The organism is Halorubrum sp. GN11_10-6_MGM (assembly GCF_005435165.1).
Lineage (GTDB): Archaea > Halobacteriota > Halobacteria > Halobacteriales > Haloferacaceae > Halorubrum.
In genome coordinates this window covers 37854-50312 of record NZ_SGUC01000022.1, presented here as the reverse complement: position 1 = coordinate 50312, position 12459 = coordinate 37854, and the positions used below count along the sequence as shown (strand labels likewise).

Genomic DNA, 12459 nt, shown 5'->3' with positions numbered 1-12459 from the left:
AGACTCACACCATATCTCCGAGCGTTTCAGCTCCGTCGTGAAGTGTTCCGAAAACCGGGGAAAGAAGCGCTCAAAACCATCCTCGAAACTGCGCTATGACTCACCAACAATCTCCGCCACAAGAGCGGTCATGTATTTACAAACGGCTGAGTGAGGCTTTGAAGATATCCGCCGCCGCACTGCGCTCTCTCAGTTATAAATAAAGAACTGCGACCATCCGAACCTATCCAAAAATTCGACAGGAATCGTCCTCTCAGACGTGTTCGGCGAGGAAGTCGACGATCTCGCGGTACGCCTCGATCCGGTTGTCGAGCTTCGCGAACCCGTGCCCCTCGTCATCGAAGATCAGCTTCCGGACCGGGACGCCCTGCTTGCGGGCCTCCTCGACGATCTGTTCGGCCTCGCCGACCGGCACCCGCGGGTCGTTCTCCCCGTGGAGGACGAAGAGGGGGGCCTCGATCCGCTCGATGTTGTTGATCGGCGAGACGGACTCCAGGAACTCGCGGTCCGCCGCCAGCGAGCCGTACTCGGCCTCGCGCAGCGAGCGCCGCCAGTCGCCGGTGTTCTCTAAGAAGGTGACGAAGTTCGCGATGCCGACGATGTCGACGCCGGCGGCCCACAGCTCCGGGTACTCCGTCAGCGACGCCAGCACCATGAACCCGCCGTACGAACCGCCCATCGCGACGACGCGGTCCGGGTCGACCTCGGGGTGGTCGTGGAGCCAGCCGACGCCCTCCCGGATGTCTTTCACCGAGTCCATCCGGTTCTCGACGTCGTCGAGCGCGGAGTACGCCTTCCCGTACCCCGATGAACCGCGGACGTTCGGCTCGAAGACGGCGTACCCGTTGTTCAGCAGGTACTGCGTGACCGACGCGAACGAGGGGCGACGCTGGGACTCCGGCCCGCCGTGGATGTCGACGACGACCGGGTAGCCCGACTCCGGCGGCTCCGTCTCGGGCACGGAGAAGAACGCGGGGATCTCGCGGCCGTCGAACGTGGGGTAGTGGACCAGTTCGCGCTCGACGAACGTGTCCGCGGGGACGCCCGCGGTCGAGGCCCGGGTCCAGCGCTCCGCCTCGCCACTGGTCGCGTCGACGACGTAGACGTTCGCGTTGTGCGTGCTGCCCGTCGTCGTCACCGCGAACCGGTCGCCCTCGGGGCCGAAGCTCACGCCGCCGGCGACGCCCCGCGGCAGGTCCGGCGTCGGGAACTCGTCGATCCGGTCGGGCGCGACGAGCTCGCCCGCGGTGATCTCAGTGTAGCCGTCGACGTTCCGGGAGTAGACGATCCGCCGGGAGTCCTCGTCTATCGCGACGCCGTCGACGTTCCACTCGTCGCCGTCGGCGACGACGTCGAACTCGTCGGTCGCCAAGTCGAGCCGCTCTAAGCGGAGCGTGTCGCTCTCGCGGTCGGTGACGAGGTACACTCCCTCGCCGTCGGGGCCCCACTCCGGGCTGGCGTACCGGACGTCGCCGTCGTGTGGCGTGTGGTGAGTCAGATCGCCGCTCGACAGGTCGAGGGTGTACAGGTCGTGGTCGAACGAGGAGTGCGCCTCGTGGACGATCAGGCGGTCGTCGCTCGGCGACCACCCGGCGACCGAGAGCCAGCCGTCCCCCTCGTAGACGAGTTCGGCGTCGTTGCCGGTCTCCTCGCGGCCCTGAACGTACACGTCGAAGACGGCCTCGTCGCGGCGGTTCGACGCGAACGCGAACCGGTCGCCGGCCGAGTCCCAGCCGCCCCACCGGTGTTTCGACTCCGGTTCGGCCGTCAGGTCCGTGATCGCCCCCGACTCGAAGTCGAGCCGGTAGAGCTGCGCGCGCTCGTTGCCGCCCTCGTCCATGCCGAAGACGGCCTCGGAGCGCTCCGGGGAGGAGTCGACGAAGGAGACCGACTCCTCGAAGAAGGTGTGCTGTTCGGGCCACGACTCGGGCTCGCGGACCGACCACACCTGCCCGGTCCCGGTCGTGTCGAGCAGGAAGGAGAGCCGGCCGTCGGGACCGAGGTCGGCGCCGCCCGCGCTCCGCACGTTGAGGTAGCGCTCGATGTCGTACTGTCGCATGCCACTCGGTTCCGCGCGTGTCGTGAAACCGTTTCGGGTGGCGGACCTCGGACGCGGTCGCCGCGCCATCTCCCGTCCGGATGCCGTGTCTTTTTACCGGCGCCCCCCGTGCGGTCGGCGTATGCGCGTCGCGTTCGTCTCGCTTTTCGCCCCCGGACACGGGGAGACCCCGGCGCGAACGCGAACCCTGCGGACCGCTCGCGCCCTCGCCGACCGCGGCCACGACGTCGTCTGGCTCTGCGCCCGCTGGTGGGGCGGCGACCACGACGTCTTCGACGAGGACGGCATCGAGTATCGATCGGTCACCGTCGAGCCCGCGCCCGCCGCCTTCGTCGCGCGGCTGCCGACCGCCCTCCGCCGCGTCGCCCCCGACGTCGTCCACGCGGTCAACAGCCCGCCGACGCCCGCGCTGGCCGCCACGGTCGGGGGGTCGCTCTCACGGGCCCCGGTCGTCGTCGACTGGTGGCGCGACCATCCCGCCGACGCCCGTCGCTGGTACCGGCCGCTCGCGCGGCGCGCGGACGCGGTCGCGACCCCCTCGCGGACCACCAAGACGCGCGTCCGCGAACACGGCGCCGACGGCGACGACGTCCGCGTCCTCCCCGAGAGCATCGACTTCGACGCCGTCGAGACCGCGGGCGTCGACGACCGGTTCGACGCGGTGTACTCGCGACGGCTCGACCGCCACGCCAACGTCGAGACGTTCCTCCTCGGACTGGCCGAGCTTCGGGGCCGCGACTGGACCGCGGCGGTGATCGGCGACGGCCCGGAGCGCGGCCGGATCGAGTCGACCGCCGCGGACCTCCGGATCGACGACCGGGTCGCGTTCCTCGGCGACCTGCCGGTCGAGGAGCGGCTCCCGATACTCAAGGGGACGCACGTCGCCGTCGCGACCGCGACGTGGGAGACGTTCGCGACCGACCTGCTGTGGGCGGTCGCCTGCGGCTGCGTCGCCCTCGTCGAGTACCAGGCGGACTCCAGCGCTCACGAGCTCGTCGAGGGCCGCGAGCGCGGACGGCTCGTGACGAGCCCGGCGGAGCTGGCGGACGAGTTCGTCGCGGTCGGCGATCTCGACCGGCGATCGGTCGACTGCGAGTTCGCCTCGTACGACCACGAGGCGGTGGTCGACCGCTACGTCGCGCTGTACGAGGAGCTCCTCGACGGGGAGTGAGACCGGGCAGCCGGCCGGCGACGACTGTGAAAAGGGACCGATCGCCGTCCGCTACGCCTGCTCGCGGCCGGTGATCGAACCGCCGTACTTCATGAAGACGAACGCCAGCCCCAGCGTGCTCACCATCGCGATGAACGTCGCGATGCCGAGCGCGCGGGCGGCGTCCGGGACGAACACCGCGTTCGACCCTCCGCCCCCGCCGGTCTCGACGGTGGCGACGTCCCCGCCGACGGCGATGCCGCCGTGCATGCCGACCGCGGTGTGGGGGACGCAGTGGTAGTGGGTGATGCCGGCGTCCTCGCCCGACGTCTCGTACTCGTAGGTGTTCCCCTCCTCGCCGACCGGACTGCCGCTGTCGAGGCTGGCCGGCCCGCCGCCGTCGACGGTCTGGACGTTGTGGTCGCCGCCGTTGCCCGTCCACTCCCAGACGATCGTCGTCCCCTCGTCGACCCACACCAGCGTCGGGTCGAACGCGAGGCCCTGGTCGCCGGCGCCGACCGAGATGGTCACCGAGTCCTGGCCGCGGGCGTCGGTGTACGACCCGACGTTCCCTTCGGCCCCGCTCGGCCAGTCGGGTGCCACTTCCTGTGCCGCCGCCGTCCCCGCCGTCGCCGTCGCCGCGCCGGCGGCGGCCGCCGCACCGCCGGCCGTCCGCATGAACGCGCGCCGAGAGACGTCGTCCGAACTCATACAGCCCGGTTCGTGGTGCCCCGTAGTGAATATGTTGATCCGGACGTGGCACCGCCGCCGCGATCGACCGCCCCGCACGGCCCCTCACGCCTCCCCAGCCTCGTCGGGCGCGTCCCGCGGGCTCCCTTCGGTCGCCCTTGTCGCGCCCGACTCCCTCGCGCGGTGCCGCTCACGGCCGCCACGAGCGGCCGATCGCGGGCACGCGCCACCGCTCCTCGAACCATCAACAGACGTCGCCGCGGTGGTCGGTGTTTAAACGCGGGCTATCGCCGAATCCGATCGAGGTCGTCGAGGAACGCCCGCAGCGCCGACCGCGTCACGTGCGGCATACACACGACGCGGAGCTCGCCCGCGCCGGTCCGGGACACCTTCCAGCCGGCGTCCCGCAGCGCGGCGAACTCGGGTTCGGGCACGTCGGCCGCGACGAGCGGGAGTTCGGGCTCGACGACGTCGTACCCGCGGTCGGCGAGCCCCTCGGCGAGCCAGTCGGCGTTGTCGGCCGCGCGTTCGGCCGCCTCGCGGTAGCCGTCGGGCCACAGCGCGTCCATCGCCGCGACCGCGCCCGCGACGCCGGCGCCGCTCCGGGTCCCGGTGAGCGTCGCCTGCGACCGCGTCTCCAGATAGGGGGTGTCGACCGCGAGCGCGTCGAGCGCGGCGTCCTCGCGCGCTAACAGCCCGCCCGCCGGCACCGGCGCCTGCCCGAACTTGTGGGGATCGATGGTCAGCGTGTCGACCGGCGCGTCGTCGAACGACCACGCGTGGTCGGTAAAGGGGAGGACGAACCCGCCCCACGCGGCGTCGACGTGGAACCGCGCGCCCGCCTCGTCGGCGATCGCCGCCAGCTCTCCGATCGGGTCCACCCGCCCGTACTCCGTGCTCCCGGCGACGCCGACGACGAGCGCGGTCGCGTCGTCGACCGCGGCCGCGACCGCGTCGGTGTCGGCCCGGTAGTCGCCGTCGAGGGGGACCGTCCGCAGTTCGACGCCCAGCACCGCCGCCGCCTTGTGGAACGAGAAGTGCGCGCTCGCAGGGGCGACGACGTTGAGGGCGCGTCCGCCGCCGCCGCTCCCGTCGCTCGCGCCACGTCCGCCGTCGTGTCGGTTCCGCGCCGACCGCACCGCCTGGACGTTCGCCTCGGTGCCGCCGGAGGTGACGTACCCCGCGGCGTCGCCCGGGCTCGGGTGGTCGGCCAGCGTCGCGAGCCCCTCGACCGCGCGCGCCTCCAAATCCGCGACCGCGTCGTAGGTGGCGGGGTCGCCCGGGTTCGTCGCGAGGAACCGCTCGGCGGCCGCGCGGGCGTCCGGATGCGGCTCCGTGCACATCGAGGAGAGCACCCGGTCGAACGACCGCGGCTCCGGTTCCGGCCGTTGCATTCGACTTCCCGTTACCGGGCGCGGCTCTTACTCGTTCCGCTCTCGGCTCTGAGCGTGAAAGGTCGGCTCGGACGGTCTCAGCGGACCGAATCGAGCAGCAGGCGCTGTTCGGTCCGCTTCACCTCGTGTTGGACGTCGCGGACCGCGTCGATGTTCGCGGAGATGGAGGAGACCCCCTTCTCGACGAGGAACTCGACCATCTCGGGCTTCGAGCCGGCCTGCCCGCAGATGCTGGTGTCGACGCCCAGCTCGCGGCACGTCTCGATCGTGTCGCCGATGAGCCGCAACACGGCGGGGTGGAGCTCGTCGAACCGGTCGGCGACGTGCTCGTTGTTGCGGTCGACCGCGAGCGTATACTGCGTGAGGTCGTTGGTGCCGAAGGAGGCGAAGTCGATGCCGGCGGCCGCCAGCTCCTCGATCTGGAGCGCGCTGGCGGGCGTCTCGATCATCACGCCCCAGCGGTGCGTCTCGGGGTCGATCCCGGCCTCGCGCATGTGCCGTTTGACCCCCTCGACGTCGCTCGCGTCGTTGACTAGGGGGAACATCACCTCTAGGTTGTCGTACCCCATGTCGTAGAGGCGCGCGAACGCGGCCAGCTCCTGCCGGAACGGCTCCGGCTTGTCGAGGCTCCGGCGGATCCCGCGCCAGCCGAGCATCGGGTTGTGCTCGGCGGGTTCGCCCTCGCCGCCCTCCAGCTCGCGGAACTCGTCGGTCGGCGCGTCGATGGTCCGCACCCGGACCGGTCGCGGATAGAACTCGTCGGCGACGCGCCGGACGCCCTCGATGAGCTCGTCCTGATAGGCGCGGGCGCCGTGGTCGGCGATGTACTTCTCGGGCGTCTTCCCGAGCGACAGCACCATGTGCTCGATCCGGAGCAGCCCGACGCCGTCGGCGCCCGTCGCCGCGGCGCGCTCGGCCGCCTCCGGGATCGAGACGTTCACCTTCACCTCCGTCGCCGTCATCGGCTTGACGGGCGTCTCGGGGCGCGCCGCCTCCACCGGCTCGAACTCCTCGCCGGACTCGGCGGACTCGGACTGCCCCGCCCGGATCGTCCCCTTGTCGCCGTCGAGGGTGACCTGCTGGCCGTCTTCGAGGACGCGGGTCCCGTTGCCGGTGCCGACGACCGCGGGGACGCCGAGTTCGCGCGAGATGATCGCCGCGTGGCTCGTCATCCCGCCCTCGTCGGTGACGATGCCGGCGGCGCGTTTCATCGCGGGCACCATGTCTGGCATCGTCATCTCCGTCACCATCACGTCGCCCTCCTGGACCTGGTCGAGGTGGTCGAGCTTGTGGACGATCCGGACGGCCCCGGAGACGACGCCGGGGCTCGCGCCGAGCCCGTCGACGAGGACGTCCTCCTCTTCGCCGCCGTTCGAGACGCTGGCGGCGCCCGGCTGGCCGGACGACGCGTCGCCGGCGGTCGACTTCCGCGGGGTCTCGCCGCCGGTGCCGGACGCGTCCGCTTCCTCCTCCCCCTCGTCTTCCCGGATCGTCGTGATCGGGCGCGACTGGAGCATGTATATCTCGCCGTCGTAGATCGCCCACTCGACGTCCTGCGGCGTTCCGTAGTGGTCCTCGACGCGCTCGCCGAGCTCGACGAGGTCACCGATCTCGGCGTCGGAGAGCACCCGCGCGTTCCGCCGGTCCTCGCCGACGTCGAGCTGGACCGTCTCGCCGGTCTCGTCGTCTTTCACCATCTCCACCTTCTTGTCCGCGACGGTGACCTCGTCGACCGCGCCGCGCCCGCGGTCGTACACGTAGTTGTCGGGGGAGACCGTGCCGGAGACGACCGCCTCGCCGAGGCCCCACGCGGCCTCGATGGTGACCTGCGGCTCGCCCGTCGAGGGGTGGCTGGTGAACATCACGCCGGACTTGTCGGCGTCGACCATCCGCTGGACGACGACCGCGATGTCGACGTCCTCGTGGGGAAAGCCGCGCTGCTGTCGGTAGTAGATCGCGCGCTGGGTGAAAAGCGAGGCCCAACACTCCTTCACGCGCCGGAGGAGGTCGTCCTCGCGGACGTTGAGGAACGTCTCCTGCTGGCCAGCGAACGAGGAGTCGGGGAGGTCCTCGGCCGTGGCCGAGGAGCGGACGGCGACGAACGCCTCCTCGCCGTCCTCGCCCATCGCCCGGTACTCTTCGAGGATCTCCTCGCGCACGTCCTCGGGGAACGGCGCGTCGAGGATGAGTTCCTCCGCTCGCGCCTCGGCCTCCCGGAGCGCCGCGGAGTCCTCGGGGTCGACGTCGACCGCCTCGAACAGCTCGTCGTCGATCCCGGCCTCCTCGATGAAGGTCCGATACGTCCCCGCGGTGACGGCGAACCCCGGCGGCACCGGGAGCCCCGCACCGATGAGTTCGCCGAGCGACGCGGCCTTCCCGCCGACGGTCCCGACGTCGTCGGCGTCGACGTCCTCCAGCAAGAGTACTGCCATTCGTGTACCCGGAGGATCCGCGAGCCGACCTATGAAGCTTCCGGCACGCGCAATGGTGAATAAAAGACAACTCGGGACCGAGTTGTGTCCCGGTGCGGATCGCGGAGCGTCAGAGCGGATCGCGGAGCTGTAGAACGGATCGCGGAGCGGTAGCACGGATGGCAGAGCGTCAGGTGCGACACGAGCGAGCGCGGAGCGCGTCAGGTCCGGAAAACGAGGGCCGAAGCGTCGAGGACAGCGAACCGAGTCGCGGTTCGTACCACTCCGTAATAGACCGGCAGTCCTATACTTACCTGCCGTTCTGCGATCAGACACTGTAACGAGTTACAGGTCCTGTAACAGATCCCGGGCGACCCGGGAGGCGGTTCGCACTCCGGGTCAGTCCTCGTCGAGCCGCCGTCGCTCGTCGCGCAGCAGCCGTTCCCAGAGCCCGAACAGCGCGCTGTCGAGGCCGTACGCCTCGTCCACGCACCGCACCCAGCGGTCGTCGGCGAACAGGTGGCGCTGGAACCGCCGCACGTCCGGCGAGAGGCGGTCGCGCTCGCCGCCGTAGTACGACAGCGACTCCTCGCGGGTCCGCGCGACGAGGGCGTCGGGCACGTCGATCCCGTCGGCGGCCGCGACGTGGTCGAACCACTCCAGGTGGAGCAGCGAGTCGGCGAGGAGGAACCGCTCCCGGAAGCCGGAGACCCGGGACAGCGCCGGTGCGCCGTCGATCCGGACGTCCGTCGGGCGCGAGAACCGGGGCGCGGTCGCCGTGACGGACGCGCGCTCGGCGACCGCCCCGGCGACGCGGCGCAGCCGCCAGTCGGCGTACCGGACCGGCGCGATCAGCGCGAGCTCGTACCACGTCGGCAGCCACTCGCAGTACGGCTCGGAGAACGCGCCGTCCGCGAGCAGCGTCGCCGCGACCGAGCGCGCCTCGCCCGGCGTCAGCTCGTCGGGCGCCGTCCGGAGCCGACGGACGGTCCGGTCGTCGTCGAGCGCGTCGACGCCGTCGAATCCCATCCCCTCGGCGACGCCGGTCGTGTAGGCGCGACCGGCCTCGTACCAGGCCGCGAAGTCGGCGGGCGTCGTCAGTCGCAGGAGGCGGAGGACTGTGATACCGATCGGAGGGACCGGACGGAGATAACCGTTCGGCCCCGGCGCGCCGGGTCGGGGGTCGGACCGAGCCGGAACACGTCCGCTCGGTCACTCGGACTCGGTCGGTCCGTCGAGCGCGTCGTCGAGTCCCCACTCGGCGGCGCGGTCGCGCGCCTCCGACCGCGCCTGCTCGCGGATCGCGTCGATCCGGTCGTCGTCCGCGAGGAAGGCGGCGACGGCGTCGTCCTCGTCAGCGGCGTCTCGCAGCCGCTCGTCGGGCGCCGCCTCGCGGGTCCGGTCGGCGAGGTCGGCGTCGTCGGCCAGCTCCGTCGCGGCCGCGTCGGGCGCGACCCGTAACGCCTCCTCCTCGTGGGCCGCCGCCAGTCCGTCGGCGTCGACGGCGTACAGCTCGACGCGGTAGGGGCCGGGGACCGCCAGCTCCGCGAGGGCGCCCGGGCCGCCGCTGTCGGTCACGGTGTTGTACGCCAGCACGGGCACGCCGTCGTCGAACGTGATGACGCCCCGGGCCTCGCCGGACAGGAGCAGCGTCTCCTGCGGGACGAGCGTCGCGTAGCCGGTGAGCCCGCGGTCGAGCGCGCGCGACAGCGTCGTGCCGACGTCGGAGACGACCCGCGAGCGCAGGAGGGTCCCCCGCGGGATGGTGAGCGTCGGCGAGCCCGCGCCGTCGCCTTCCGTGCGTCCGCTCATGGCGTGTCGGGGACGACCGCGCTGCGGAACCGGTCGGCGACCGCGTCGCCGTCGCCGTCGCGCACGTCGAGCCGGTCGGCCGCCAGCCGGTAGCGCGCGGCGGCCTCGCTCTCCGGGGCGTGCGCGAGCAGGGGCTCGCCGGCTCGCCGGGCGGCTCGGACCGCGTCGCTCTCGGGGACGTTCGCGAGGACGGGGCCGCCGAAGTGGCGCTCTGCCTGCGCGGCCACGTCGTCGGCCTCGCTCCGGACCTTGTTGAAGAGGACGCCCGCGGTCTCCGTGCCGTACGATCGCGCGTACTCCTGGACCTTCAGCCCGTCCGAGAGCGCGGGGATCGTCGGCTCGACGACGACCACGACGCGGTCCGCGAGTACGACCGGTAACACGGCTGACTTCGAGCCCAGCGCGGCGGGCGAGTCGAGTAGGAGCACGTCGGTGTCGCGCGCGAGCTCGGCCACCACGTCGCGGAGCCGTTCCGGTTCCGCGGCCTCGAAGCCGGCGAGCGAGGTGCCGCAGGGGACGACCGAGAGCCCGAACCGCTCGTAGACCGCCTCGTTCACGTCGGTCGCGGTGCCCTCGACGAGGAGGTCGTGGAGGGTGACCGCCGCGTCGTCGAGCCCGGCGTGAAAGAGGAGGTTCGCCATCCCGGTGTCGGCGTCCACGACCGTCACGTCGTGGTCGGCCGCGAGCGCCATCCCGAGCGCGAGCGTGCTCGTCGTCTTCCCCGTGCCGCCCTTCCCGCTGGCGACCGCGAACGCCTCGACCATACGCCCGCTCTCCGGGCGGTCCGAATAAAAGCTATCCATCGCGGTCGCGGTGATGCTCACCTGCTGCGGATCGCGGTGGCGCGTGCCTGCGAGCGGCCCTTGGCCGCGAGCAGCACGCGCGAGGGAGTCGGCCGACCGGAGCGAAGCAGAGGGAGGTCGACGAGGCTGGGGAGGTGTGAGGTGCGGTTGCTGTGCGGTGCGGGGTGGGACTCAAAGGGGCAGCCGCGAGGACGAAGCTCGGCGACGTGAGCACCACAGGAACGAGCGAAGTGAGTGACGAGGAGCGCAGCCAACCGCGCGAGTCCTCGCGGCTGGGGCTTTGGCGGTGTTCGCGGTTGATCTGCCGTTTGCTATTTATAATCGAGCGGCTGGGACTTTGGCGGTCTTCACCGCAGCGTCATCGTTCATTTATCAGCGAGCCGTTGGAGAGCACCAGCACGCAGCGCTATCTCGCCGCCGCTGATCCACCCCTACTTCTCGTCCGAGCGCTTTTGATCACGCGGAACAAGACTCCGGTATGGTCGAAACGATCTCCGCCGACGAGTTCCGCGACAGGCTCGACGAGCGACGGCGCGGCGAGCGCTCGTTCGCCGTGGTCGACACGCGACCGGAGGAGAGCTTCGAGGGGTGGCGCGTCGCGGACGCCGTCCACTACTTCTACAAGCCGTTCCACGAGTTCGACGTCGACGACTTCGAGCGCGAGACCGGTCTCTCGGCCGACGACAGCGTGATCACGCTGTGCGCGAAGGGGAAGGCCTCGGACGCCTTCGCCGTCGAACTCGACGCGGCGGGCTACGAGGACGTGGTCGTCGTCGCTGACGGCATGCGCGGCTGGTCCGCGGTGTACGACCGGACCCCGGTGCCGCTACCCGACGCGCCCGACGACGCCCCGCCGCTCGACGTCGTCCAGATACAGCGCCGCGCGAAGGGGTGTCTGGGCTACCTCGTCGTCGGCGGGCGCGAGTCGGGCGAGGCGGACCACGTCCCCGCTGACGGTTCCGCGGGCGATTCCGACGGCTCCGACCGCGTCGCCGTCGCCGACTCCGGCGGCTCGCCTCGTATCGCCGTCGCCGTCGACGTCTCCAGACACGGCGAGGAGTGGGTCGAGGCGGCCGCCGAACTCGACGCGTCGATCGCAGCCGTCCTCGACACGCACGTCCACGCCGACCACCTCTCGGGGGGTCGCGCGCTCGCGGACGAGCTCGGCGTCCCGTACGTCCTCCCGGCCGCGGCCGCCGAGCGCGACGTGGCGTACGACTTCGAGCCGATCGGGCGCAACGAGACGCTCGACGTCGGCGGCGTCGACCTGAAGGCGCTCGCGACGCCCGGACACACCGACGACGGCGCGAGCTACCTCGTCGGCGACGCGGCGGTCCTCACGGGCGACACGCTGTTCACCGAGGGCGTCGGGCGGACGGAGCTCCAGTTCTCGGCGGGCGGCGGTGATGAAGCCGGATCACAGACGGGCGCCGCCGACGCGGCCCGCCGCTTGTACGACTCGCTCCACGGCACCCTCCTCGCCGAGCCGGACGGCGTCGTCGTCTGCCCCGGGCACTTCGCGGTCGCGAACGACGGGACGACCGGCGACGTCGAGCCCGGCGCCCCCGTCTCCACGACGGTCGGGGACGCGCGCCGGGAGATCGAGATACTCGGCCTCGACGCGAGCGACTTCGTCGACCGGATCACGCGGACGCTCCCGGAGAAGCCGCCGAACTACGAGTCGGTGATCGCGGCCAACCGCGGCGTCGAGTCGCCGGCGGACGAGACGGCCGCCATCGAACTCGAACTCGGGCCGAACCGCTGCGCGGCCGAGCCGGGCGCCGACTCCGTCGCGGACGACGACTGAGGAACGGGGTCGCCGAGGCGCCGCCGAGGCGTCAGTCCCCGCGGAGCGACCGGCCTACTCGTCGTGGATGAAGACGAGCCGCTTCGACTCCGTGTTCACCAGACAGAGGTCGATCCCGTCTCGGGTCGCGCCGATCTGCTGCCAGCCGTGGTCGCTGACGAACAGCGTCTGGAACACGCCGCGGTCGCAGTCGGGGTTCGGGCAGCCGACCCCTGCCGCGTTCTTGTAGACGGTCGTGCCGCCGCCCGAACTCTGGCGCACCAGCCCGTCGGTCAGCGACCGGAACTCCTCGGCGGACATCGGACTCTCGACGTCGTCGTCTCCCATGAGCGT

General features: G+C 71.5%; 10 protein-coding genes and 1 pseudogene. 3 read left to right on the top strand and 8 right to left on the bottom strand.

Going from position 1 to position 12459, the window contains the following annotated elements; genetic code table 11:
• A pseudogene (locus EXE46_RS11425) lies at positions 1-99 on the top strand (IS1595 family transposase); the annotation flags it as partial.
• A 154-nt stretch (positions 100-253) separates the two neighbouring features.
• Here EXE46_RS11425 and EXE46_RS11420 read toward each other — a convergent pair.
• Entirely contained in the window at positions 254-2059 is a 1806-nt protein-coding gene (locus EXE46_RS11420; protein WP_137688520.1) for a S9 family peptidase, read from the bottom strand.
• A 121-nt stretch (positions 2060-2180) separates the two neighbouring features.
• Between EXE46_RS11420 and EXE46_RS11415 the strand changes: the two genes are divergently transcribed.
• Positions 2181-3230 carry a glycosyltransferase gene (locus EXE46_RS11415; protein WP_137688519.1) on the top strand — a complete coding sequence of 350 codons (1050 nt, stop codon included), beginning with the start codon at positions 2181-2183 and terminating at the stop codon, positions 3228-3230.
• A 51-nt stretch (positions 3231-3281) separates the two neighbouring features.
• Here the strand turns inward: EXE46_RS11415 and EXE46_RS11410 are convergent, their stop codons facing one another.
• From EXE46_RS11410 to EXE46_RS11385, 6 genes are all read right to left on the bottom strand, one after another.
• Positions 3282-3920, bottom strand: a complete 639-nt coding sequence (locus EXE46_RS11410) for a halocyanin domain-containing protein (protein ID WP_137688518.1) — start codon at positions 3918-3920, stop codon at positions 3282-3284.
• Positions 3921-4183: 263 nt separating this feature from the next.
• Positions 4184-5293 carry a tyrosine decarboxylase MfnA gene (mfnA, locus tag EXE46_RS11405; RefSeq protein ID WP_137688517.1) on the bottom strand — a complete coding sequence of 370 codons (1110 nt, stop codon included), beginning with the start codon at positions 5291-5293 and terminating at the stop codon, positions 4184-4186.
• Between the two features lie 77 nt (positions 5294-5370).
• The gene (ppsA, locus tag EXE46_RS11400) at positions 5371-7725 is read right to left on the bottom strand and encodes a phosphoenolpyruvate synthase (RefSeq protein WP_137688516.1); all 2355 of its coding nucleotides are present in this window, start codon (positions 7723-7725) and stop codon (positions 5371-5373) included.
• A 378-nt stretch (positions 7726-8103) separates the two neighbouring features.
• Positions 8104-8733 carry a hypothetical protein gene (locus EXE46_RS11395; protein WP_137688515.1) on the bottom strand — a complete coding sequence of 210 codons (630 nt, stop codon included), beginning with the start codon at positions 8731-8733 and terminating at the stop codon, positions 8104-8106.
• Between the two features lie 183 nt (positions 8734-8916).
• Complete coding sequence (locus EXE46_RS11390) at positions 8917-9516, bottom strand: hypothetical protein (RefSeq protein WP_137688514.1); 600 nt, start codon at positions 9514-9516, stop codon at positions 8917-8919.
• Positions 9513-10280, bottom strand: coding sequence for an AAA family ATPase (locus tag EXE46_RS11385; protein WP_137688513.1), 768 nt, complete (start codon positions 10278-10280; stop codon positions 9513-9515). Before EXE46_RS11385 ends, EXE46_RS11390 begins: the two co-directional genes overlap by 4 nt.
• Before the next feature lie 517 nt (positions 10281-10797).
• Between EXE46_RS11385 and EXE46_RS11380 the strand changes: the two genes are divergently transcribed.
• Positions 10798-12126: a rhodanese-like domain-containing protein gene (locus EXE46_RS11380; protein ID WP_137688512.1), complete on the top strand. Its 1329-nt coding sequence runs from the start codon at positions 10798-10800 to the stop codon at positions 12124-12126.
• A gap of 54 nt (positions 12127-12180) precedes the next feature.
• Here the strand turns inward: EXE46_RS11380 and EXE46_RS11375 are convergent, their stop codons facing one another.
• Entirely contained in the window at positions 12181-12453 is a 273-nt protein-coding gene (locus tag EXE46_RS11375) for a hypothetical protein (RefSeq protein WP_137688511.1), read from the bottom strand.
• Positions 12454-12459 lie beyond the last annotated feature (6 nt).